General features: G+C 28.3%; 24 protein-coding genes. 21 read left to right on the forward strand and 3 right to left on the reverse strand.

What is annotated here, in order from left to right; translation table 11 throughout:
* Positions 1-81: 81 nt before the first annotated feature.
* Positions 82-522, reverse strand: coding sequence for a GNAT family N-acetyltransferase (locus tag HMPREF2782_RS07865; protein ID WP_083304908.1), 441 nt, complete (start codon positions 520-522; stop codon positions 82-84).
* 363 nt (positions 523-885) lie between these two features.
* Here HMPREF2782_RS07865 and HMPREF2782_RS07870 point away from each other — a divergent pair, with 363 nt between their 5' ends.
* The 5 genes from HMPREF2782_RS07870 to HMPREF2782_RS07890 all read left to right on the forward strand — a co-directional run bounded on the left by HMPREF2782_RS07870 (position 886) and on the right by HMPREF2782_RS07890 (position 6,584).
* Positions 886-1,554, forward strand: coding sequence for a response regulator transcription factor (locus tag HMPREF2782_RS07870; RefSeq protein WP_070642082.1), 669 nt, complete (start codon positions 886-888; stop codon positions 1,552-1,554).
* A 188-nt stretch (positions 1,555-1,742) separates the two neighbouring features.
* Positions 1,743-2,495: a sensor histidine kinase gene (locus HMPREF2782_RS07875; protein ID WP_261668797.1), complete on the forward strand. Its 753-nt coding sequence runs from the start codon at positions 1,743-1,745 to the stop codon at positions 2,493-2,495.
* A 114-nt stretch (positions 2,496-2,609) separates the two neighbouring features.
* Positions 2,610-3,383: an ABC transporter ATP-binding protein gene (locus tag HMPREF2782_RS07880; protein ID WP_070642087.1), complete on the forward strand. Its 774-nt coding sequence runs from the start codon at positions 2,610-2,612 to the stop codon at positions 3,381-3,383.
* Entirely contained in the window at positions 3,361-5,361 is a 2,001-nt protein-coding gene (locus HMPREF2782_RS07885) for an FtsX-like permease family protein (protein WP_261668799.1), read from the forward strand. The genes HMPREF2782_RS07880 and HMPREF2782_RS07885 overlap by 23 nt, the downstream gene beginning before the upstream one ends.
* A gap of 2 nt (positions 5,362-5,363) precedes the next feature.
* Positions 5,364-6,584 (forward strand): erythromycin esterase family protein, encoded by a 1,221-nt coding sequence (locus HMPREF2782_RS07890; protein ID WP_070642092.1) that lies wholly within the window; start codon positions 5,364-5,366, stop codon positions 6,582-6,584.
* Positions 6,585-6,616: 32 nt separating this feature from the next.
* On the opposite strand, the gene HMPREF2782_RS07895 is transcribed toward HMPREF2782_RS07890, so the two are convergent.
* The gene (locus HMPREF2782_RS07895) at positions 6,617-7,798 is read right to left on the reverse strand and encodes an NAD(P)/FAD-dependent oxidoreductase (RefSeq protein ID WP_070642094.1); all 1,182 of its coding nucleotides are present in this window, start codon (positions 7,796-7,798) and stop codon (positions 6,617-6,619) included.
* Positions 7,799-7,945: 147 nt separating this feature from the next.
* Here HMPREF2782_RS07895 and HMPREF2782_RS07900 point away from each other — a divergent pair, with 147 nt between their 5' ends.
* The 14 genes from HMPREF2782_RS07900 (at position 7,946) to HMPREF2782_RS07960 (ending at position 22,633) form a co-directional block, all read left to right on the forward strand.
* Positions 7,946-8,437: an AMMECR1 domain-containing protein gene (locus tag HMPREF2782_RS07900; RefSeq protein ID WP_070642097.1), complete on the forward strand. Its 492-nt coding sequence runs from the start codon at positions 7,946-7,948 to the stop codon at positions 8,435-8,437.
* Between the two features lie 10 nt (positions 8,438-8,447).
* On the forward strand, positions 8,448-8,861 hold the full coding sequence (locus tag HMPREF2782_RS07905; RefSeq protein ID WP_026074082.1) for an EamA family transporter: 414 nt from the start codon (positions 8,448-8,450) through the stop codon (positions 8,859-8,861).
* A gap of 308 nt (positions 8,862-9,169) precedes the next feature.
* Complete coding sequence (gene ileS / locus HMPREF2782_RS07910) at positions 9,170-12,280, forward strand: isoleucine--tRNA ligase (protein WP_070642099.1); 3,111 nt, start codon at positions 9,170-9,172, stop codon at positions 12,278-12,280.
* Positions 12,281-12,333: 53 nt separating this feature from the next.
* Positions 12,334-12,792, forward strand: coding sequence for an NUDIX domain-containing protein (locus tag HMPREF2782_RS07915; protein ID WP_070642101.1), 459 nt, complete (start codon positions 12,334-12,336; stop codon positions 12,790-12,792).
* A 546-nt stretch (positions 12,793-13,338) separates the two neighbouring features.
* Positions 13,339-13,548: a helix-turn-helix domain-containing protein gene (locus tag HMPREF2782_RS07920; protein WP_070642104.1), complete on the forward strand. Its 210-nt coding sequence runs from the start codon at positions 13,339-13,341 to the stop codon at positions 13,546-13,548.
* A gap of 1 nt (position 13,549) precedes the next feature.
* Positions 13,550-15,655: an HsdM family class I SAM-dependent methyltransferase gene (locus HMPREF2782_RS07925; RefSeq protein WP_070642107.1), complete on the forward strand. Its 2,106-nt coding sequence runs from the start codon at positions 13,550-13,552 to the stop codon at positions 15,653-15,655.
* The gene (locus HMPREF2782_RS07930) at positions 15,643-16,773 is read left to right on the forward strand and encodes a restriction endonuclease subunit S (protein ID WP_070642110.1); all 1,131 of its coding nucleotides are present in this window, start codon (positions 15,643-15,645) and stop codon (positions 16,771-16,773) included. The genes HMPREF2782_RS07925 and HMPREF2782_RS07930 overlap by 13 nt, the downstream gene beginning before the upstream one ends.
* A gap of 38 nt (positions 16,774-16,811) precedes the next feature.
* Positions 16,812-17,042 (forward strand): restriction endonuclease subunit S, encoded by a 231-nt coding sequence (locus HMPREF2782_RS09370; RefSeq protein WP_261668832.1) that lies wholly within the window; start codon positions 16,812-16,814, stop codon positions 17,040-17,042.
* An 89-nt stretch (positions 17,043-17,131) separates the two neighbouring features.
* Positions 17,132-17,314, forward strand: a complete 183-nt coding sequence (locus HMPREF2782_RS09530) for a hypothetical protein (protein WP_186821669.1) — start codon at positions 17,132-17,134, stop codon at positions 17,312-17,314.
* 241 nt (positions 17,315-17,555) lie between these two features.
* Positions 17,556-18,668: an ABC transporter ATP-binding protein gene (locus HMPREF2782_RS07940; protein ID WP_070642112.1), complete on the forward strand. Its 1,113-nt coding sequence runs from the start codon at positions 17,556-17,558 to the stop codon at positions 18,666-18,668.
* Complete coding sequence (locus HMPREF2782_RS07945; protein WP_070642115.1) at positions 18,661-19,458, forward strand: ABC transporter permease; 798 nt, start codon at positions 18,661-18,663, stop codon at positions 19,456-19,458. The genes HMPREF2782_RS07940 and HMPREF2782_RS07945 overlap by 8 nt, the downstream gene beginning before the upstream one ends.
* Positions 19,448-20,245, forward strand: coding sequence for an ABC transporter permease (locus tag HMPREF2782_RS07950; protein WP_070642119.1), 798 nt, complete (start codon positions 19,448-19,450; stop codon positions 20,243-20,245). Before HMPREF2782_RS07945 ends, HMPREF2782_RS07950 begins: the two co-directional genes overlap by 11 nt.
* A complete protein-coding gene (locus HMPREF2782_RS07955) occupies positions 20,242-21,321 on the forward strand; it encodes an ABC transporter substrate-binding protein (RefSeq protein WP_070642121.1) in 1,080 nt (359 codons plus the stop codon). Before HMPREF2782_RS07950 ends, HMPREF2782_RS07955 begins: the two co-directional genes overlap by 4 nt.
* 130 nt (positions 21,322-21,451) lie before the next feature.
* Positions 21,452-22,633, forward strand: coding sequence for a diaminopimelate decarboxylase family protein (locus tag HMPREF2782_RS07960; protein WP_070642124.1), 1,182 nt, complete (start codon positions 21,452-21,454; stop codon positions 22,631-22,633).
* A gap of 56 nt (positions 22,634-22,689) precedes the next feature.
* Here HMPREF2782_RS07960 and HMPREF2782_RS07965 read toward each other — a convergent pair whose 3' ends face one another.
* The gene (locus tag HMPREF2782_RS07965; protein WP_070642127.1) at positions 22,690-23,403 is read right to left on the reverse strand and encodes a GntR family transcriptional regulator; all 714 of its coding nucleotides are present in this window, start codon (positions 23,401-23,403) and stop codon (positions 22,690-22,692) included.
* A gap of 126 nt (positions 23,404-23,529) precedes the next feature.
* Between HMPREF2782_RS07965 and HMPREF2782_RS07970 the strand changes: the two genes are divergently transcribed.
* Positions 23,530-23,751, forward strand: coding sequence for a putative Se/S carrier protein (locus HMPREF2782_RS07970; protein ID WP_070642129.1), 222 nt, complete (start codon positions 23,530-23,532; stop codon positions 23,749-23,751).
* A 60-nt stretch (positions 23,752-23,811) separates the two neighbouring features.
* The gene (locus tag HMPREF2782_RS07975; RefSeq protein ID WP_070642132.1) at positions 23,812-24,957 is read left to right on the forward strand and encodes a double-cubane-cluster-containing anaerobic reductase; all 1,146 of its coding nucleotides are present in this window, start codon (positions 23,812-23,814) and stop codon (positions 24,955-24,957) included.
* The last annotated feature ends 105 nt before the right edge of the window (positions 24,958-25,062 follow it).

The raw sequence follows: 25,062 nt of genomic DNA on the forward strand, positions 1-25,062 counted from the left end.
TATGAGTTTAAATGCTCATAGCCTTTTTTATACAATACATTTTTTTATTAAGAGAAGTAAGTATAGATTTCATAGAAATGGCTAAGCAAACCATTTTACTTTATTTACAAAGCTATCAGAATTCAGATAACCAGCTTTACAATAAAAATATGAATGCATTTTGTCATTAACTGCTTGTAATTCAATACAGGAAGCTCCCTTTTCAACTACTCTTTTCTCGATTTCATTTAGTAACTCTCTTCCAAAACCCTTATTTTGTTCATTATATTTAATAATAATTTCTTCTAAACAATATCCTAAAATATCATCATATTGTTTAAAATATCCCATAACAAAACCAACAACTTTATTTTCAGCATCTTCCATTATTAATGAATATGAATCCTCAATTGTTAATACTTGGTGTATTCTTTTATATGCTGTTTTTTCTGTCCAACAAGACTTTTCAATTTCATTATAATAATTAATATATAAATCTATTACTCTTTTAATATCATCAATATTCATGTCTCTAATATTCATTACTTTCTCATCCTCCTTAATTAGTGTAAGTATCATCCCAAGACTTCATCAAGCAATTCTGATATTTTATGCAGTTTTTATATAATATTATACCGTATTTCATAACTTAATTTTTATAAATTTTTAAAATGAATTGATTCTCGTTTTTTTCTAATCAAAATTACTGTTTTTACTTTAGGATTAGTAAACAAGTATTAAGAAGTCAGAAAAATGAATAGAGATATGCAAAAGATAGGGTAAAAAACTTTATTCCAAATAGATATTAGGTAAATAAATGTCTGATTAAGAGCTATTGGAGGTTTCTTTTTTGTGGGAATTTTTAAAAAATATAAAAATCTATTATAATAATTTTAAGGAGTTATTATGGATATATTTATTGTTGAGGATGATAAAAAAATATGTGAAGAGCTTTCTTTTCAGCTTGAGCTTTTGGGATATAAGTGTTTTGTTCCAAATGATTTTTCTAATATTTTAGAGGAATTTCAAAAAAGAGATTATAAGCTTGTTTTGATGGATTTGAAACTTCCTTTTGAAAATGGTTTTTATTGGTGTGAGAAAATTAGGGGAATTTCTAATCTTCCTATAATTTTTCTAACCAGTGCGGCTGATGATATAAATTTAATTAATGCTATAAATTATGGGGCGGATGATTTTATTTCTAAACCTTTTTCTATGCAGGTTTTAAATATGAAAATCAAGGCCCTTCTTAGAAGGTCTTATGATTTTTCTGGGAAAAATTTTGATCTTTCTTATAAAAATATTTCTTTGATTAAAGATAAGATGATTTTAAAAATTAATGACGAAGAAATAAATCTTTCTAAAAATGAATTTTTGATTTTGGAAATTCTTATGGAAAATCCACAAAAAATTGTTTCAAGAGAGCTTATTATGGATAAGCTTTGGGCGACTGATTCTTTTATTGATGATAATACTTTGACTGTAAATATCAACAGACTTAGGAAAAAATTGAAAAATCTTGGATTAGATGATTTTATTCAAACAAAAAAGGGAGTGGGATATTTTATAAAATGAAAAATTTGAAATTATTTTTTAGTGTAAATAGGGCTTATATTTTCTCCTTTTTTATTTTTCTTATCTCATCCTTAATATTTTCTTTGGCCTTTCCTATAGATTTTAGGATTTTTTCATATTGTCTTATAATTTTATTTTTTATATTTTTATTTATAGGAATTTTTAGATTTTTTAAGGCCAAAAAGTGTTTGGAAAAAAATTCTTTTTCTTTTTTTGAGAAAAATCTTTATGAATGGCATTTGAAAGAAATTTTTGAAAGAAAGGAAAAAGAGGTAGAAAATCTTAGAATTTCTAGCAAATTAAGGCAAAATGATTTAGAAAATCTTCTGACTATTTGGACCCATCAAATAAAAACGCCCCTTTCAAGTATTTCTCTAATTAGCGAGAGGGAAGAAAATTATGACATAAAAAGAGAACTTATTAGGATTGATGATTATATTGCATCGATTTTATCTTTTATAAAATTGGGTCAAGATAGTCTGGATTATTCTTTTAAATCTTTTTCTATTGAAAAGCTTATTAAAGATATTGTAAAAAGATATAGGAGTTTTTTTATCCATAAAAACTTAAAATTAATTCTCGATATAGAAGATGAAAATATAGTTTCAGATCCAAAATGGCTAGGACTTGTCCTTGAGCAGGTTTTGTTTAATGCTATAAAATATACCGATAAGGGTTTTATAAAAATTTCCTATCATGATTTTATTTTAAAAATTGAAGATTCTGGAATTGGGATTAAAAGGGAAGATTTGAAAAATATTAATAAATTTGGTTTTAGTGGAGATAGTGATAAAAGAGATGCAAATTCAACAGGCATAGGACTTTTTTTGGTAAATGATATATTAAAAAAACTTGGATATGCTTATAAAATCAAATCTAAAGAAAAAAACGGAACTATATTTTCAATTAATCTTAAAAAATCTGGTATTATTGAAAATTAATCGGCATTTGCCGATTTTTTTAATCTTACAAAATGTAAGTTTAGGGGAAAAATTGTAAGTTTAGATTAGGGATTTTTTCTTTTATTTTTTGTAATATAGACTTAGGAGGAAGTTATGAATATATTAGAAGTTAAAAATTTAAGAAAAGTTTATAATAGTGAAAATAAAAATACGGAAGTTGTTGCCTTAAAAGATATTAATTTTGAGGTCGAAGAAGGAGAATTTGTTGCTATAATGGGCGAGAGTGGGTCTGGGAAGTCTACTCTTTTAAATTTGATTGCAACTTTGGATAAACAAACTTCAGGCGATGTGATTTTATCTAATGAAAATACAAAAAATAAAAGTGACAAGGAAAGGGCGAAATTTAGGAGGGAAAAATTGGGTTTTGTCTACCAAGATTTTTCGCTTTTATCTTCTTTAAATAACAGGGACAATATATTTTTGCCTCTGGTTTTGGCAAATGAAAAATACAAAATTATGGAAGAAAAATTAGCTCCTATTGCAAAGGCATTGAAAATTTCTAATCTTTTGGACAAATTTCCCTACCAAATTTCTGGAGGACAAAAACAAAGAGTTGCCGTTGCAAGATCTTTAATTACAAATCCAAAAATTTTACTGGCAGATGAGCCGACAGGAGCTTTGGATTCAAATTCTTCAATGGAGCTTTTAAATATTTTTGAAAATATAAACAAAAATGGCCAAACAATTTTGATGGTTACCCATTCAACCATGGCTGCTGCGAGGGCATCTAGGGTTTTATTTATAAAAGATGGGAAAATTTTCTATGACCTTTATAAGGGAGATAGGAGCAATGACCAAATGTATGAAAAATTGGTCAAATCTCAAATGATGATTTTATCTGGAGGTGAGAGATTTGAACAAGCTTAATTTTAAAATGGCCACAAGGGGAATAAAAAATAATAAATTTTTGTATTTTCCCTACATTTTAGCATCAAGTTTTATGCTTTTTATTTTTAATCTTTTAATAGATTTAAAGAGTGAAAAATTTATTCTAGAATCTAGGGGAAGTGAAATAATAAAAAGTCTTTTGGAAATGGGTTCTTGGATAGTGGCGATTTTTTCTCTGATTTTTCTTGTCTACATGGCAAAAACCATTGTCAAAAATCGTTACAAGGAATTGGGACTTTTGTATGGGCTTGGCATGGGCAAAAAATCTTTGAGAAAAATTTTGATTATAGAAAATCTCATTATAGGAATTTCTACCTTGATAATTGGAAGTTTTCTTATGGTTTTATTGGGACCTCTTTTTGTAAATTTGATGGCAAAAATTTTAAAAATTCAAACGGAGATAAAACTTTCTGTAAATTTTTCTAAGTTAGTTTTGGGACTTATGGTTTTTTCCGTAATTTTTATTTTAATAACTTTAATAAGTTTAAATTCAATTAGAAAAACAAATCCAATCAAGCTTTCAAAACTTTCCCAAAAAGGCGAAAAAGAGCCAAAGTCAAATGTAATTTCTATGATTTTCGCCATAATTTTAATTGGCTATGGCTATTATACAGCCCTTTCAATTGATGGTGGAATATTTCAAGCTCTTCCAAAATTTTTGCCGGCAAGTATTGCTGTAATAATTGGAACATATTTTTTCTTCAGATCTCTTGTGATTTGGATTTTAAAACTTTTAAGAAAAAATAAAAAAATTTATTATAAGGGCACAAATATGACCTTTATCGGAGAACTTATAAAAAGAAGCAAGGAATCTTCTATGGCCCTTTCATCAATTACCATTATTTCTTCACTTTTTCTAATAAGTTTTGTGGTTATGAGTGCCATGTTTATTGGGAAAAATGATTTATTAGATAGGATTGCCCCAAGTGATTTTCTGATCCAATACCAAGAAAATGATATAAATAGCGAAAAATATACAAAAAATTTCCTTGAAAAAAATATTGATAAGGAAAAAATAGAAAATTATGGAGAATTTAAAAGGAAAGGTCTTGTAGTTAGTGAAAAATCACCTGGAAAATTTTCTATCCTAAGAGATGATGATTTAAGAAAAACAATAATGGATGATAAAACAAAAATTATATCCATAACAGATATAAAGTCCTTTAATATGGCAAATAAGACAAATATTACCATTAACAAAAACGAGGCTATAGTCTTTGATTCCAAAGCGAAAAAATACGATGAAATTTCTATAGAAAATCAAAATTTGAAAGTAAAAGAAAATGCAAAAAATATTTCCTATGTCTTAATGGATCCTACAACAAGTCTTTTTCATAATATCCTAGTTGTAGTAGATGATATGGATGAATTTTCAAAAAAAATATCTGATGGCAAAAATATTAAGACTTTCCCAAGTGTGTCAGGAATATATTTTGACTTAAAAGATAAAAGTCAAAAAAATATTGACTATATGGACAAAAATTTGAATGAAAATATATCTGATAAAGATAAAATTTTAGTAAAAAATTCAATAGAAAATAGGATGGAATTTGACAAAATCCACACAGGAGCCTACATTGTTGTTCTTATCTTGGCTATAGTATTTTTAATCTCAACCATAATTGTAATTTATTACAAACAAGCAGCAGAAGGACTTGAAGATGGAAGAAATATAAAGATTCTACAAAAAGTTGGAATGAGTAATAAAGAAATAAAAAAATCAGTCAAAAAACAAAACTATTTCACGTTTTTTGGTCCATTAATAATTTCAATAATTCATATTTTAATCGCTTCAAAACTTGCTTTTGGGATGATTCAAATGTTTGCCATGCTTGAGCTTAGAAAATTTGTAGAAATAGAAGCAATTTGTATAATAATTTACTCATTAATTTATATAATGATATTTAGAATAACCCTACCAATATATTTTGAAATGGGAAAATTAAATAAGGAGTAAAAATGAAAAAAATATTTAAAATTCTACTATATATAATAATTTCAATTTCAGTATTAGGATTTTTGTTTATATTTTTGTGGACAAAAATTTCGGAATTTAAAGCCAAAAAAGAAATCTCAGATTTAGGAAAATATGCTCAAAAAATAGAAGATATAAAAATCGACGACCAAGTAGAAATCATTGGTCTTGGCGAGGCTACACATGGAAACAAAGAATTTCAAGAATTAAAATTAACCTTGTTAAAAAAATTAGTAAAAGATGCAAATGTTAGGGCCTTTGCCTTGGAATGTGATTTTTCAGAAGGAATGGAAATAGATTCTTATGTAAAATCAGGAAAATTTCAAAAAAATCCATCAAAAATTTTCTCCTTTCCAATCTATCATACAAATCAGATGAATGATTTAATAAATTGGATAAAAAAATACAACCAAAATCACGACCAAAAAATTTCCTTTTACGGTTTTGATATACAAAATCCAGAAAAATCTGTAAATCTTGTAAAAGATTTTGTAAAAAAAGAAAATATAGACTTTGATATAAAAAGTCTGGATGTCTTAGAAAAAGATAATATTTCAATCAAAGATCCAAAGATTAAAATTTTGGAAGAAAATTTAAAAGAATTAGATGAAAAACTTGATGAAAATACAAAAGAAAAAAGACTTATAGAAAATATTCTATCAAGTTTTCCATTTTATAAGATGGTTGGAGATTATGTAAAATCAAGTGAATATAGGGATAAGAAAATGGCAGAAAATATTTCTTGGATAAAAGATTACGAAAAAAATTCAAGAATAATGATAGCAGGCCACAATGGTCATATTGGAAAAAAAGATCCGATGTATAAAAATATGGGAGAAAATTTACTGGAAAAATATAAAAAATCATATTTTCCAATAGGAACAGATTTTTATAAAACAAGGGTAAATATAAAAACTATGCAAAAAAATCAAAGGACAATACAAAAATTTATATCAGCAGATCCTTTTGCCTACCAGGCAAAAAATTATAACAATTCCTATTATTTAGATTTTTCAAAAGTAGAAGATGGAGATTGCAAAAATATCTTAGATTCAAAAATAAAAATGGGATCATTAGGCGAAGGCTACACTCCGATAATGAAATTTGTCCCATACTCATACAGAATAGAAAAATCTCCAAAAGAAATTTTTGATTCCATGATTTTTGTATATGAAACACATCCGATTGAAATTATAGAAAATTAAAAAAGCTCTTGGTTTTTCCAAGAGCTTATTTCTTACATCCCAAAAATTTCTTTTCCAAGTTTTGTATTTTTTGGATCTTCGTCTTCAAATACTATTTTTTTAACATCATTTTGGAATTTTATATCTTTGTAGAGGATGCCTCCTACAAAATCTTCGCCTTTTTTGAATAATTTGTAGACTTTTTCTCCGTCTTCTTTTTTGATTTCTTCAATTCCTTCGCCTGAATTAAAGCCTGCTGAAAATAGTTTTATATCTCCAAGAAGAAGAGATGAAAATGGTTTTGGCGTTTGGTAGGTTTTCTTATCTCCTGTCATATTGCTTCCTGCAATTTCTCCCATTTCCATTGAGGCTGTCCAAAGACCGATTGTAGCTTGTCCTAATTGCATGCAATCTCCTGCTGCATAGACATTATCATCACTTGTTTTTAAATTTTCATTTACAAGGATTCCACGTTCAATTTCAAGTCCAGATTTTTCTGCAAGTTCTAGATTATTTCTTACACCTGTTTGAACCAAAATTGTATTTGCTTCGATTTCTTCTCCATCTTCAAGTTTTATTCCACAAACTTTACCATCTTTTTCTAAAATTTCTGCGGTATTTTTTCCTGTAGAAGTTTTTATTCCTGCATCATTTAATTCTTTTTCTAACTTTTTGGAAAGCTCATTATCAAGTTGTTTTCCCAAAATATAGTCAAAAGTTTCAATAACAAGGACTTCGCAACCTGTATTTTTTACAGAAAAAGCAGCTTCAAGTCCCAAAAGTCCTCCACCAATTACTACAACTTTCTTGTTTTCTTTGATATGATTTTTGAAAGAATTTAAGTCTTCAACAGTTCTAATTGCAAAAACTCCATCAGCGTCAATATTTTTTATTGGTGGTACAAATGGATGAGAGCCTGTTGCTATAAGGGCTTTTTTATATTCAATCTCTTCATCGTTTTTTAAAATTGCCTTTTTATTTTCAAGGTCAAGTTTTTCTACTTCATATTCAAGCTTTTCTTCTATATTATTTTTTTCGTACCATTCAGGTTTTTTTACCAAAATTTCATTATCTGTAAAATCTTTTGCGATAAGTTCAGATAATTTTGTTCTCCAATAAGTGTGTTTTGCTGATTTTGAAATTATAATAATAGAAGAATTTTCTTCTTTTTTTCTAATAGTTTCAGCGGCCTTTTGACCTGCTATTCCATTTCCAACAATTAAAAAATCGTACATTTATTTTCTCCTTTTATTTATTAACTAAAATTTTTTCTCTTCCTATTAATTTACCCATTTTCAATTAATTTATCTATAAATTGGGTAAATTAATAAAGAAAAAGAAAACAAATATTTGGAAAATTAAAATAAAGAAAGAATTTTAAAATGGATGATTATGTAAAACTTGCTTATGATGCAATTAAATATTATTTAGAAAATAAATCTTATCCTAGGGATTTTGATAAAAAATTTGAAAATAAATATAACGGAATAAGAGTTGAAGTGAAAATTAATGGAAGGCTAAAAGGAATTTCTGGTTCAATTTTTCCAACTAGAAAAAATTTGGGCCTTGATATAGTCCATGAAGCAGTAAACGCAGGATTTTTTGATTTAAAATTTAATCCAATTACAAAAGAAAATTTAAAAGATTTAGAGATAAAAGTTTTTGAATATTTTGATGTAGAAAAACTTAGATTTATTGAAGATTTTAAAGATTATGATGGGATAATGCTCTCTTTTATGGAAGAAAACTATTATGTCTATAGAAAAGACTTTGATTCTGATATAAAAATGCTAGAAAAAGCCCTAGAGATTTCTAATGTTGATAGCTGGGATAATTTTTCTATTGATAAATTTAGAATGAAAATACATAAATAAGGGAGATATTATGTGGCTTTTACTTGCGATTTTTTCATCAATTTTTGCAGCTCTAACTTCAATTTTGGCAAAAGTTGGAATTGAAGGGGTAAATTCAAATCTTGCAACTGCAATTAGGACTTTTGTAGTTTTAATAATGAGCTGGGGCATGGTTTTTATCACTTCTTCATTTTCTGGAATTTATAATATTAGCAAAAAATCCTGGATATTTTTAATTTTATCAGGACTTGCGACTGGACTTAGTTGGCTTTGTTATTATGGAGCCTTAAAATATGGAAATGCCTCAAAGGTTGTTCCAATTGATAAAATGAGTGTGGTTTTAACTTTGATTCTTGCCTTTTTATTTTTGGGCGAAGAATTTACAGCAAAATCTATTATTGGATGTATTTTAATTACAGCTGGAACGCTTTTTATGGTTTTATAAATATATATTTTTTTAGATAAAAATCAATTTGACTTTTTTCTTTAAAAATAGTAAATTAGTCAGTAGATATAAGCAATTAAAAGAAGAGTAATTTTAAAAAATAATTTACAGAGAGGCCTTTAGGTGAAAGTGGCTATGCATTTTTTATTATGAAGATCATCTTTTAGCTTAATAAATGAAAAAATTAGTTTATTACGTAAGATAGGCGTTAACTTCATACTCAATTTTTGGGTGGACCGTCCCTTCTGGGGGCGTTTTTTTATTATAATTTATTTTAAAAGAAAAATTTATGAAAAAGAAAGGGAATTATGGCAAGTTTTAAATCATTAGATACAAAAAATACTAAACAAAGAGAACTTGATCTTTCCAAATACTGGGCTGATATAGACCTATTGGATAAGACTTTTACAACAAGAGAAGATGCAGACGAATATATAATTTATGATGGACCTCCAACTGCAAATGGAAAACCGGGAATCCACCACGTTATAGCAAGAACTTTGAAGGATATGACTTCAAGATATAAAAATATGAAGGGCTTTAAGGTCTTAAAAAAAGCTGGATGGGATACACACGGCCTTCCTGTTGAAATCGAAGTTGAAAAAGAATTAGGTTTTACTGAAAAAGATCAAATCGAAGCTTACGGCGTTGAAAAATTCAATCAAAAATGTAAGGACTCAGTTTTTAAATATTCAGACATGTGGAGAGATATGTCAGACAGAATGGCTTTTCTTTACGATATGGATAATCCTTATATAACTTTGGACAATGATTATATTGAAACTGAATGGTGGCTTTTAAACCAAGCTTTCAAAAAAGGATTAATTTATGAAGGGGCAAAAGTTATGCCATATTGTCCAAGATGTGGTACAGGTCTTGCAAGTCACGAAGTTGCTCAAGGTTATCAAATGGATAAGGCCATAACTTTAATTTGTAAATTTAAGAAAAAAGATGCCGAAAATGAATTTTTCCTAGCTTGGACAACAACTCCATGGACTCTTCCATCAAACGTAGCTTTAACTGTTCATCCAGAACTTAGCTATGTAAAAGTAAATGATAAAACTGATGGATGCTATTATTATTTGGCAAAATCTTTGCTTGAAAAAGTTATGGCAGATCATGAGTATGAAGTTGTTGAAGAGATGAAGGGAAAAGATCTTGAGTATGTTGAATATGAACAATTACTTCCATATGTAAAACCAGATGGCAAGGCATTTTTCCTAACTTGTGCTGATTATGTTTCAGCAGAAGACGGTACAGGAATTGTTCACACAGCTCCAGCCTTTGGTGAAGACGACTACCAACTTGGAAGAAAATATAATTTACCATTTGTTCAACCAGTTGACCTTGAAGGATGCTTTACAGAAACTCCTTGGAAGGGCAAATTTATTTTTGATACAAACGAAGAAATTTTCCTACATTTAAGAGATGAAGGAAAAGTTTATAAAAAACAAACAATCGAACACAATTATCCTCACTGCTGGAGATGTAAAACTCCACTTGTTTATTATGCAAAACCATCTTGGTATATAGAAATGAGCAAACTTTCTGAAAAAATGGTTGAAAATAATAACGGGGTTAATTGGTATCCACAAACAATTGGGGACAAAAGATTTGGAAATTGGCTTGAAAATGTAAAAGATTGGGCAATTTCAAGATCAAGATATTGGGGAACTCCACTAAATCTTTGGAGATGTGATGATTGTGGTCATATTGAATCAATCGGTTCAAGAAAAGAATTAGCTGAAAAAGCTAGAGAAGATATAAGTGAAGATATAGAACTTCACAGACCTTATGTTGATGATGTGACAATAACTTGTCCAGATTGTGGCAAAGTAATGCACAGGGTTCCAGATGTAATTGACGTTTGGTTTGACTCAGGGGCAATGCCATTTTCACAAGTTCATTATCCATTTGCAAAGGGAGAAGATTTTGAAAATTATTTCCCAGCAGATTTCATTTGCGAAGGAATCGACCAAACAAGAGGATGGTTCTATTCACTAATGGCAATTTCAACAATTATTACAGGCAAAGCACCATACAAAAATGTTTTGGTAAATGACCTAGTTGTTGATAAAAATGGACAAAAAATGTCAAAATCAAAAGGAAATACCCTAAATCCATTTGAATTATTTGATAAATATGGGGCAGATGCAGTAAGATTTTATTCTTTATATGTATCTCCTTGTTGGGTTCCAACAAAATTTGACGAAAAAGGTTTGATCGAAGTTAAAAATAATTTCTTTAGGACAATCGAAAATGTTTATAATTTCTTTGTTCTTTATGCAAATACAGATAATATTGGACTTGATGAGATCAAAAATTTTGAAAATGTAGAGCTTGAAGAAATCGACAAGTGGTTATATTCAAGATTAAATTCACTTTTAAAAGCTTATTACGAACAAATGGAATCTTTTGAATACAACAAGGTTGTTCATTTAGTAAATGATTTTGTAGTAGAAGACTTATCAAATTGGTATATAAGAAGAAATAGAAAGAGATTTTGGAGAGAAGATTTAACAGAATCCAAAAAAGCAGTTTATAAAACTTGCTACGATGTTTTACTAAGTCTTTCAAAAATGACAGCTCCTATAGCTCCATTTATTTCAGAAGAAATCTACAGAAATTTAACAGGCGGACTTTCAGTTCACGTTGAAAAACTTGATGAAGTTAATGAAGATTTGATTGATGAAAAATTAGAAGAGAAGATGGATCTTGTAAGAAAAATGGTAACTCTTGGTCGTGCATCAAGGGAAAAAGAATCAATCAAGGTTCGTCAACCTCTAGAAAAAATAATTGTAGATGGATCATTTAAAGACACAATCGGTGATTTGACAGGCTTAATCAAAGAAGAATTAAATATAAAAGAAGTTGAATTTGCAGACGATCTTTCAGACTTTATGGATTATTATCTAAAACCAAATTTCAGAAAAGTTGGACAAATTTTTGCTAAAAACGTGGGAGCTTTTGGAAAATTCTTGGCTGGCGTTGATGCAAAAGAATTTGTAGAAAAGGTTGAAAATTCTCCACAAGAAATTGAAATAAATGGAGAAAAATACACAGTTGAAAAAGATTATCTTGACGTAAGAATCCAAGCAAAAGAAGGATTTGATGTTGAGATGGATGGAAATGTCTTTGTAGTTTTAGATACAGAAATCACAGAAGATCTTAAAAAAGAAGGATATGCAAGAGAATTTGTATCAAAAATCCAAAATCTTAGAAAAGATAATGGATACGAAGTTACAGATAGAATTGATATTTTCTACAGCGCAGATGATGAATTGAAAAATGCTTTAAAAGAATTTGAAGAAGAAATCAAAAAAGAAACTTTAGCAGATACAATGGAAGTAAAAGATCTTGATATAGAAGAATTCGAATTAAATGATAAAAGTGTAAAAATTGAACTAGAAAGAAAATAAATATAAGAGGAAGTGGGGAAACTTGCTTCCTTTTTTTGTGGATTGGAGTATATATGAAAATTGTACTTATGAATATGGTAAAAATTTATGATGAAAAAAATAATAAGGTTCTAGTTTTAGATAAAAAGAAAAAATACGGCTGGGAAGGCCTTACCTTTCCTGGAGGAAAAGTTGAAGAAAATGAATCTTTTGAAAATTCAGTAATAAGAGAGGCAAAAGAGGAAACAAATTTAGAAATAAAAAATCCCAAATTCGTAGGAATAATTACTTGGGCATTTACAAATGATAAGGGCGAATTTCAAAAAGACATTGGACTTTTATACCAAACAAATGATTTTTCTGGAAAATTAATTGAAGATAATAGGGAAGGAAAATTATTTTGGAAAGATTACGACGAATTTAAAAAAATGGATAAGATGAGCGATTCTATGCCAGAAATTTTAAAAATTTATGATGGGAAATATAGGGAAATTTATTGGGATATAGATAAGGACAGGAAAAAATTTCATTAATTTTTAATATAGGAACAAAATATCTTAACAAATCCAGAATAAATAAAAACTCTTACTAATATGTTAAAGTTAAATAATAAAATTGACTGAAAATCTTAGAAAGATTCAATAGATGATAAAATTCATTTACAGCTAAAGGACAGATCTATACCAAATAATTAAGCCTAGTAATAAATTTGATTTGACAAATATCCTAAAAGATTATTTTTAATTTTTAAATTTCATGTGTACAAACAAACTGACCACAAAAGTTATAAAAATTAATTTTATGAGGTCAGTTTTTTTATGAAAAAATATAGAAAAAGCGCCAAAAATCTTAATTATAGGAAGAGATAAAAATATGCCAAGGATTGTATAGTAAAAATAAATTTTAGTCCAACCTTTTGATCTACTAATTTGGAGCACTTCCAAGTGGGACAAGGAAAAAACAAGGACTATCTCAACAAATACTAACGTAAACACAAGTAAAAAATAGTCTAAAATGACTTATTAGCCTATTTAAGATATAATATAAATTAATTAATAAAATTGATTAGGGGAAATAATATGGCAATTTCTTACAAACCATTATTGCACTTATTAGTAGAAAAAGAAATGAACAAAGAAGATCTAAAAAGAGTTGCAAACATAACAAGTAACATAGTATCAAGAATGAGCAAAAACTCTTATGTGAACTTAGAGTCATTAGAAAAGGTTTGCTTGGCATTGGATTGTAAGATAGAAGATGTTGTTAAAATTTATAAGGAGGATAAGTAGAATGGGCAAATCTGAACAGATGATACAAAATGAAATATATAGCAACAATACAACTATTTTAGATAAATATGAGTGTTTAAGCTTAGGTGCAACTACAATTAATAATTTAATGAAATCATCAATCATTAAAGAATATTCAGTAAATAAAAAAATTGGCTCAAAAAAACCCGATGTATTAATAATTGATAGTGAAAAAAATGTAATTATCTATGTCGAGCAAAAAAGACCGAGTAAGTTAAAAAGTGAAAAAGATATAAAGGAAGCTATAAATCAAGAACTTTATGTTGCAAAAGCAATAAACGCAAAAATATATGTAGTTAGTGACGGGAGTTCATATATTTGGATTAATCCTAAAACTGGAAATCCAATTATTGATGAAAATAATAATTTAATTAATTTAGAAATCAAACCAAAAGAAAATGGAAAAGAAGTTGCTAAGTTAATAAATGATATATTGATTTCAATAAATGATGAGTCTGATCAGATACTAAAAAAAGAATTTTTAGATCCAACAGATTTAGCAGTAAAAATAAACAGAAAATTAGTAAATTTGACTTTTGCTTCAGCAAAAATGTCTTTATATACTTTTGTTGAATTATTTTTATTCAAATATCTATCAGACATTGGAGTATTAAGTGGAGATAGTTCATTTTCTTATATTGCAAATATGTACAAGGAAGAATATAAAAAAATAGACCCAAGTATCAATGACGCAAAAGTATTAGGTAAATACTTAGATGGTCCAAGAGAAACTATGAAGACTCTATTTCCAGAGGGAGAAGACGGTACAAGCATTATAAATGGTCAAGTTTTTCATGTTAAAAAAGATGAATATAATCAATATATAAGCCTAGATAACACAGATAAAATATTTAAAGAAGTGGTTTTAGAGTTTGAAAATTACGAAAAAGAAAATGGAAAATTTATCCATATAAGTACAGATTTCAAGTCGAAACTATTTGAAACATTCATGAAACATAGTGATGAAAAATCAAATATGGGACAGTTTTTCACACCATTAAAGATAGTAAATGAAATGATTGAGATGGTTGATATATATGAGGGAATGTCAATATGTGACCCCGCTTGTGGGGTTGGAAAATTTATCCTAGAAGCAATAGAAGATAAAATTTCTGAATATTTTACCTACAAAAAGAAAAAATTAGAAAAACGAATTGAAATAATTGGCTACGATAAGATGATGTCTGAAAGAGATGACTTAACAATAATACTTGCTAAGGCTAATATGCTTATTTATTTTTCTGAACTTTTCAAGAAAAATAACTCATTACAAGATGTTAAAACCATATCTCAAAGTTTACTGAATGATTCTTATTACCTACACCAAACAATGCTTGGAACATTAGGAGAGTTAGAAGAAAATAAATATGATTTAATACTTGCAAACCCTCCGTATTATCAAAGCAAGGTAATGATGGAATCAGCAAAAGCTACTGGATATTACGATTTAAATGGTGCTGGTGTCGAAAGCTTGTTTTTAGAATGGATTTTAAAATCACTAAAACCAGGGGGAACTGCAAATGTTGTATTGCCTGATGGTATATTTTCAAACTATGCTAACTCTAAATTAAAAGAATATATGCTAAACAATTTCTTTATAGAAGCAATAATTTCCCTACCAGTAGGAGCGTTTTTCAACACACCTAAAAAGACTTATATATTGACAGTTAGAAAAGCAACAGAACGAGAAAAAGAAGACAATAAAAAACAAGATTATCCTGTATTTACTTATATTGCAACGAGTATAGGAGAAAGTCTTGATGTATATAGGTTTGACATAGAAGATAATGATTTAAAAGAAGCCGTTGCCAAATACAATTTCTATAGAAAAGAAGATAAAAACAACCTAAGAGATTTAATAAAAACTCATATTGAATCAGATCCTAAATTAAAATTAATTGATATAAAAGATTTTGATAAGGATAAATCTTGGATAATAGAGAATTTTTGGTCAGAAGAAGAAAAAATTGAAATAGGACTTAAAAAGGCTAAGAAGGTAGTAACAGTAGATGAATTTCAAATGTTACTTGACGATATGATTTCTCTAATGAATGAATTCAAGGAGGAATTGGAATGGCTGAAGTAAGGTACAGAAAAGTTAAATTAGATGAAATTATGGATAATCAAGGAGGAAACTCAAAGTATTCTCTTAAATATATAAATGCTAATTCAGGAGAATATCCAGTTTATTCTGCAAAAACAACTGGCGATATGAATAAAGGTTATATAAACACTTACGATTATGATATGGAATGTTTGCAAATAACTACAAATGGTGCAAATGCAGGAACTATCATTTATAGGGAAAAGACAAAATTTTCTTTAGGATCGGATTCTAGAATATGGTATTTGAAAGAAGATATAGGCAATATATCGTTGAGATATATAGAAATTAAATTAAGGTCAGTATTTTCCTCTAAAGATTTTTCTTGGACAAAGAAAGCATCATTATACAGAATAAAAAACATTGAATTTGAAATTCCAGTTGATGAGAATGGGAACTATGATATAGAAAAACAAAAAGAAATTGTAAAAAAATATGAAATTGTAGAGGAAAAGAAAAAGGAACTTAAAGAAAAGTTAGATTATTTTAAAGATGTCCAAGTTGATTTTATGGCTACTGAAATTTCCAAATACAAAGAATATAGGGTGAGTGATATTTTTGATATATCTCTAGGTGATGGTAAATATACTAAGACGTATTCAGCTCAAAACGTTGGGGAATTTCCATTGTATTCTGGTCAGACAGATGGAGAATATGCAAACATAAATTCATATGATTACGATGGTTGTTATTTAACATGGGCAAAAGATGGCTTGGCTGGATATATAATGCATCATGATAATGAAAAATTTAGCATTACTAATCATAGAGGAATACTTTTATTAAAAGACAAATATAGTGATCTAAATTTAGAGTTTTTAAAAATTATTCTTGAGCCTATTTTTAGGAAAAATATAAAAGGGAGATTAGGGACTCAAGAAAAAAATGAATATACTACTCTAAGTAAAGAAATGATTATTGGGATAAAAGATAAGCTAAAAATTCCAATAAATAAAGATGGAATATTTGACCTTGAAAAACAAAACCAAATTGTAAGCAAGTATAAAGCTATTGAAGAAATGAAAAAATCTATTTTAGAAAAGGGTCTTCCTTTTACGCTATCAAATGTTCAGTTCGATGGCGAAACCCCATATATATAAGGATTAAGGACTTATTTGACATACAAAGAGGTAAGTCGATTTATACAAAAACTTATTGCAAAAATAATAAGGGAGAATATCCAATATATTCAGCAGATAATAATAATCCATTGGGGTACAGAAATGAATATGATTATGATGGTAAATATCTTAGTTCATCAATAAACGGTATTGCAGGAGTTTTAACAATTTTAGAGGGGAAATTTTCTACAAATGCAGATAGAGTTGTATTTATTCCAAAAGTAGAAATATTGATTTTGCTTATGTAAAAAATATTTTAGAGCCAATTCTTAGAAACAAAAACAAAGGAAGAAAGGGTTTAAAAGGGAAAAATGAATTTACAAAACTCACACCAAGTATGATAGAAGATGAGATGATACCAATTCCATATGATATGTATGGAGATGTATTTTCAGAAAAGCAAAGCATTATTGCAGATAAATATAAAACAATAGATATTATAAAAAAAGAAATTGAAAATAGATTAAGTGAATTAATATACATTGATTTATTTTTTAGTAACAAGGCGATTAGAAATTAAAAAATCTAATCGTCTTGTTATTTTACAAGAAAGGAGTTTTGCATGAAAAAATTGAGCAAATAAGACAAGGGTCAAAAGAAATAAAAAATAAAAATAAGGGTCTTGAAGTATCTTTTATATTTAATTATATGAATTAAATTTCATTGTTATATTAAAGATAAAATCTTAAAAATTCGTATATTGTGAGTGTTTTTTATTTTTTTATGTTATACTTTTAAAAGAAACTAGCGGAGGTGATAGTGTGTGTGAAAATTTAGATAAATATTCTGTGGTTTTAAAAAATGTTTCTAAGTCTTTTGATGATGAAATGATTTTAAAATCTGTTGATTTGGAGCTTGAGAAGGGGAAATTTTATACGCTTTTGGGACCTTCGGGTTGTGGGAAAACTACAATTTTAAATCTTATTGCTGGATTTTTGGATGCAAATTCTGGCGAGATTTATATTAATGGCGAAAATGTTTTGGATGTTCCTGCAAGTAAGAGAAAGGTTAATACGGTTTTTCAAAATTATTCTCTTTTTCCTCACATGAATGTTTTTGATAATGTTGCCTTTGGTCTTGAAATTAAAAAAACTGACAAAAAAATTATTAAAAGGGAAGTTGAAAAGGCTCTTGATATGGTAAATTTGTCAGGATTTGAGAAAAGAGAAATTTCTCAAATGTCAGGAGGACAAAGACAAAGAGTTGCCATAGCTCGTGCTCTTGTAAATAAACCTGATGTGCTTTTACTTGATGAGCCTTTGTCTGCTCTTGATATGAAACTTAGAAAATCTATGCAGGTTTTACTTCGTGATTTGCAATGGGAGCTTGGAATTACTTTTGTTTTTGTAACTCACGATCAAGAAGAGGCGCTTGCCATGAGCGATTGGATTTTTGTAATGGATAAGGGCGAAATTGTCCAACAAGGAAGTCCAAAAGATATTTATGATGAGCCAATCAATCGTTATGTTGCTCAATTTATTGGAGAAAGTAATATTTTGAAGGCTAGAATGGTTGATGATTATAAGGTTGAATTTGCAAATAAAACTTTCGCTTGTTCCGATGCTGGAATTAATAAAAATGAAAGGGTTGAAGTTGTAATTAGGCCTGAAGATATAAATGTTGTGTCAGTTGATGATGCGGATATTGTTGTAAATATCGATAATATTTTGTACAGGGGAGTTTTTAATGAATTAATTTGTTTTGATTCTTCTGAATTTAGGTGGAAAATTCATACAACAAGAACTTTTGAAGAAGGCGATGATATTGGAATAAAAATTGATGCAGACAACATCCACGTTATGCGTTATAACGAAAGCGAGGATGATTTTGATAAAAGAATTGAAAAATATGCGATTGGAGAAGATGATGGCTAAAAAATACCAAAAATTATCTGCGATTTATTATTTGTGGATTTTAATTTTTATTATCGCTCCGATTCTTCTTTTAATTTATCAATCATTTTTTGATATTTATGGAAATTTTACTTTAAATAATTACATTTCCTACTTTTCAAATAAAAATTATATGATTATGACCTTCAATTCTTTGTTGACTGCATTTTTAATAACTGCCTTTACACTTTTGTGGGCTTATCCATTTTCGTATTTTTTATCAAAGGCCAAGCACAAGGATTTTATTTTGCTTTTGGTAATTCTTCCGACTTGGATAAATTTGGTTTTAAAAGCCTACGCTTTTATTGGACTTTTCAATAAAAATGGAAGTATTATGGGATTTTTGGGACTTGCAAGTGAGGGATTTTTGTTTACAAATCCTGCCTTTATTTTAGTTTCTTCCTACGTCGAACTTCCTTTTATGATAATTCCAATTTTTAGGGCAATAGATTCTATTCCAAATGAATATATAATTGCAAGCGAAGATTTGGGAGCAAATAAATTTCAAACTTTTAGGAAAATAATCCTCCCACTTTCTATGGATGGAGTGATGGCTGCAAGTCAGGCGGTTTTTATTCCTTCACTTTCACTTTTTCTTATAACAAGAATTATTGGAGGAAATAAAATTATAACATTGGGAACAGCTGTTGAAGAGCATTATTTGGTTACTCAAAATTGGGGCATGGGTTCAACTATTGGTCTTGTTTTGATTTTTATGATGTTTGCAGTTATTTCTATTTTAAATAAAAAGGCGGTCAAAGATGGAAAATAAAAAAAATAAAATTAGAAATTTGTATTTATTTTTTGTATTTATAATAATGTATTTGCCCTTAGCTTTTCTGATTTTTTATTCATTTAATAGCGGGGGAAATATGAATGTTTTTGAAAGCTTTACCCTAGATTATTACAAAAAAGTTTTTAATGACGAAAGGCTTATAAATATTGTAATAAATACTTTAATAATTGGTTTATTATCGTCTTTGATTGCAACAATTATTGGAACACTTGGTGCAATTTCGATTTATTATATGAGAGATAAAAAATTAAAAAAGAAAGTTTTAAGTCTAAATTCAGTCCTTATGGTTTTGCCAGATGTTATGATGGGCGCTTCATTTTTGATTTTATTTTCTTTTTTATTAAAAATTCCTATGGGATTTTTTTCGGTTTTGCTTGCTCACATTGCCTTTTCAATTCCAATTGTGGTTTTGATGGTTCTTCCAAGGCTTTACGCTCTAAATTCTGATATGATGAAGGCTGCTGAAGATTTGGGAGCAAATGATATTACAATTTTAAATAAAATTATTCTTCCAAATATTGCAAGCGGAATATTTGCTGGATTTTTTATGGCACTAACTTATTCTTTGGATGATTTTGCAGTTACATTTTTTGTGACAGGCTCAGGATTTTCAACTCTTTCTGTAGAAATTTATTCAAGGGTTAGAACAGGAATTTCACTGGAAATAAATGCACTTTCTTCATTGATTTTTATTTTGTCATTAATTCTTGCAATCGGCTATTACGTCATACAAAGTAGAGAAGAAAAAAGGAGGACAAGATGAATAAGGTTTATAAATTTTTCTTAGGAATTTTAACTTTTTGCCTTCTTTTGTTTGTAGGACAAAAAAAATTAAATGAAAAAGCAAAAGATCAGGATTCAAAAAATATTTATTTTTATAATTGGGGCGATTATATTGATCCTGAAATTATAAAAGATTTTGAAAAAGAAACTGGCTATCATGTAATTTATGAAACTTTCGATTCAAATGAAGCCATGATGGCAAAAGTTGAGCAGGGAAAAACTTCCTACGATTTGGCATTTCCTTCAGAATATACGGTTGAAATGATGAGAGATAAAAATCTTTTAAAAAAATTGGACCACAAAAAAATAAAAGGTCTTGAAAATATTGACCAAAGATTTTTAAATCTTTCTTATGATCCAAACAACCAATATTCGATTCCATATTTTTGGGGATCTTTTGGTATAATTTATAACAATAAAAAATACAAAAAAGAAGATTTTTCTTCTTGGAAAAATTTGTGGGATAAAAAATTTGAAGGAGAGATTTTATCTTTTGATGGAGCAAGAGAAACACTTTGCATTGGTCTTTTGGCAAATGGAAAAAGTCTAAATGAAAAAGATGAAAAAATTTTAAGAGAAACTAAGGATGACTTGGTTGGTTTTATGAAAAATGTAAAGGCAATTCTTGCTGACGAAATTAGAATGTATATGGCGCAAGGAGAAGCTGATGTTGGAATTACATTTTCTGGAGAAGCCTCAATGGCAAAAGAAATAAATCCAAATCTTTCTTATGCTATTCCAAAAGAAGGTTCAAATATTTGGTTTGATACCATGGTTATTCCAAAAACTTCAAAAAATACAAAGGGAGCTTATGCTCTAATAAATTATTTATTAAGACCAAAAGTTGCAGCAAAAAATGCAGATTATGTTTGGTATCCAACTCCAAATAAAAAGGCGATGAAATATATTGACAAAGAAGCAAGAAATGATAAGACCTTGTATCCATATGATGAAGATATAGAAAAATTAGAAGTTTTCAAAAATTTGGGCAAAGAAACAACAATTTTATACAATGATTTGTTTTTGGATTTAAAAATTTCGCCACAAGCAGATTAAATATTTCCTTGAAAATTTACTAGCCAGCAAGTTTTCAAGGATTTTTTTATAAATTAAATTATTGTATAATAGATTTAAGAAGTAAATTTAAATCATGAAGAAAGGTTTTCACAAAAAACAGGAGAAAATTATGCAAGCAAAAAATATTGACGAATTTGTAAGAGAAAATGCCCCTTGTTATATTTATCAAAAAGAAATAATTGATAAATCTTGCCAAAAATTACAGGAAAAATTTGAAAATATAGAATTTTTATATTCAATCAAGGCAAATCCCTTTATGCCAGTAGTAAAAACTATAAGGGAAAATGGAATTGGTTCTGATGCCGCATCAAGCAATGAAGTTTTGCTTTCAAAAAAGGCTGGTATTGAAAAAAATCATATTTATTATTCTGCTCCAGGAAAAACTATGGAAGATTTACAAAAAGCTTGGGATAAGTGTATTTTTATTGCAGATTCTTTTCACGAACTTGATTTGTTAGATGAATTGGCAAAAAATCACGGAGAAATTTTAGAAATTGGCATAAGAGTAAATCCGAATTATTCTATGACAGATAAAAAAGCTCATCCAAGTAAATTTGGAATTGATGAAGATAAAATTTTTTCTTTCGATTGGACTTACAAAAATTTAAAACTTGTAGGTCTTCACGTTCACGTTCAAAGCCAAATTCTTGACACAAATCTTCTTTCAAATTATTACAAAAATACTTATGATTTGGCAGTGAAATTTTCAAAACTATCACATGTTGACATTAAATTTATAAATTTTGGCTCAGGAATAGGAGTTGCCTACGACAAAAAAAATGAAGATGATGTGAATTTGGATATTTTGGCAAAAACTATGAAAGATTTATATGAAAAAAATAAAAATGAGCTTGGGGCAAAATTTTTGATAGAAAGCGGAAGATTTTTGGTTATGGATTCAGGAGTTTACTACACGCCAATAATCGACAAAAAATATTCAAATGGGAAAACCTACCTTGTTGTAAAAAATGCTATGAATGGTTTTGTCAAAGGCCCTATGAAAGAAATGCTAAAACAAGCTTTGGGATATGAGTGCGAAAAAGCCTTTGAGCCACTTTATACAGGAAAAAATCAATGCGAATTTGAAATTATTGGAGAAAATTCCCAAACAGAAATCGTAGATATTGGGGGACACTTGTGTACAAGTTTGGATTTGTTAGCAAGTGATATAGAATTAAAAAAAGCAAATATTGGCGATATATTGAAAGTGACAAACGCTGGAGCTTATTGCTTTAGCCTTTCAATTTTACACTTTGCAAGCCATGATTTGCCAAAAGAATTTTTGTTATAAAATTTAGTAAAAAAAGGCTTTTGTAAAATTTTTAATATTTTACAAAAGCCTTTAATTTATTTTATTTGGTCTTCTATATTTTCAAATTCCAAATCCTTGGAAAGTTTATTTATAGTATGTATGGTTGATTTCCAATTTTCAACTAAAAATTTTCTTGCCTTATCCAAATTTTTTTCTTTTAAGGCGTTAATTATGTTCATGTGCTCCTTATAAGTTGTGAAATTTTCATCGCCTGTTTCAAAAAAATAAATTTCCATTCTTTCAACTCTTCTTTTTAGCTTATCAATAATTGGTTTTATTTCAGCATTTCCAGAAAGTTCAATGAAAGCATCGTGAAATTCGTTATCTTTTTTTATAGTTTTTAATTGGTCTTTTTTTCTATGAAAATAACTTATATCTTCATTAATATCTTGAATTTTTTCAATAAAATTCTCGTCAATTTTGTCGAAAGCTTCAATCAAAGCAAGCTCCTCCAAGCTATAGATAATTGGATAAATATCTTTTGCTTCACAAGGATTTATAGGAGCAACTATTGTCCAACGATTTGCCTTGGTCATTACTAAGCCCTCGCTTTCAAGTTGCAACAAAGCTTCTCTTACTGGAGTTCTAGAAATTCCCAAATCATCTGAAAGCTCTTGGACTCTAAGTCTTTCGCATGGTTTAAGTTCTCCGCTAATTATTCTTTGTGCAAGCAAATTATAGGCCTCGTCTTTTACAAAAGTCCTGCTTATTTTTTTTATTTTAACTTTATTTTTACTATTCTCGCTCATAAATTCCTCTTTTATCAAATTATTCTATACAAAAATATTATAACAGAAATATAAATATCTACAAACGTTTCATTGAAAAGGATTTAGTGATATGTTATACTCTACTTATAAATATGAGGAGGATATATGAAACTTGTTGCAGGATTTGATACGACAAACGATGCTCTTTTGATGGAAAATTTTTGCAAAAACAAAAAAATAAATGGAGAATTAATTCCAGTTCCAGAAGAATTTGGAGCAGGTTGCGGTTTGGCGTTTAGATTTGATGATGAAAATTTTGAAAAAATAAAAAAAATCCTCAATGATGAAAATATATCGTATAAGATTTTAAAAATTTTAGATATATAATTGTTTTTGATTTGAATTTATAAATAAAGCCATAAAAGTGTTTTATCACAAGGAGATAAAATGAAATTAGTAAAAGATTTACCAGAAGTTTTTGAAGAATTTGCTGAGCAAAGAAAAAATTCTTTTTTGCAAGTTAAAAAAATAAAAGATAGTGGAAAGCCTGTTGTTGGGATGTATTGTACATATTTTCCAAGAGAAATTGCTCAAGCCATGGGAGCAAGAACAGTTTCACTCTGTTCTACATCAGATGAAACTATAAGTGAGGCTGAAAAAGATTTGCCAATTAATCTTTGTCCTTTGATAAAATCATCTTATGGATTTGCAATCACAGACAAGTGTCCATTTTTTCATTTTTCAGATTTGGTAATAGGGGAAACTACTTGTGATGGAAAGCAAAAAATGTATGAGCTTATGGGAGAATTTAAACCAGTTCATGTTATGAATCTTCCTCACAACCAAGGAGAAGATGCCCTTAATCTTTGGGAAAAAGAAGTTATTAGAGTAAAAGAAAAAATTGAAGATACTTTTGGAGTAGAAATTTCTGATGAAAATTTAGAAAATCAAATTAAGCTTGAAAATAAAATTAGAAAAGCTTTCAAAAATCTTGCATCAACTATGGCAAATGATCCAACTCCTATGTCAGGCTATGATTATTTTAAAGTTTTGTATGGTTCAACTTTTAAATTTGATAGGGAAAATCTTGCTGATGAGCTTAATAAATTGGCAGAAAAAATTATGGCAGAATATGATGAAAATCGTCCGAAAAAACCAAGAATTTTAATTACAGGTTGTCCAATCGGTGGAGCAACTGAAAAAGTCATACAAGCTGTTGAAGATAATGGGGCAGTTGTTGTAAGTTACGAAAACTGTACAGGCGAAAAAAATTATGATAGACTTGTAGAAGAAAATACAGACGATCCAATAAAGGCGATTGCAAAAAGATACATAGATATTGGTTGTTCAGTGATGAGCCCGAATAAAAACAGATTTGATTTATTGGATAGGTTAATCGACAAATATAAAGTTGATGCAGTTTTGGATGTAGAGCTTCAAGCTTGCCACACTTATGCAATAGAAACTACATCAATTAGAAAATTTGTAACAGAAGAAAAAAATATCCCATACCTATCTTTGGAAACAGATTTTTCAAAAACAGATATTGGACAAATAAACACAAGAATTGCAGCTTTTATAGAAATGCTTTAAGCTAATAGTGAACTTGGTGTAAGAGGGCAAATCTTTTAATTTTCACTTTAGTTATTTAATGAGATTTAGAAGATTTACTTTCTTTCCAAGTTCAATTTTTTTTAA

It is taken from the genome of Anaerococcus sp. HMSC068A02 (assembly GCF_001811125.1).
GTDB classification, from domain to species: domain Bacteria; phylum Bacillota; class Clostridia; order Tissierellales; family Peptoniphilaceae; genus Anaerococcus; species Anaerococcus vaginalis_C.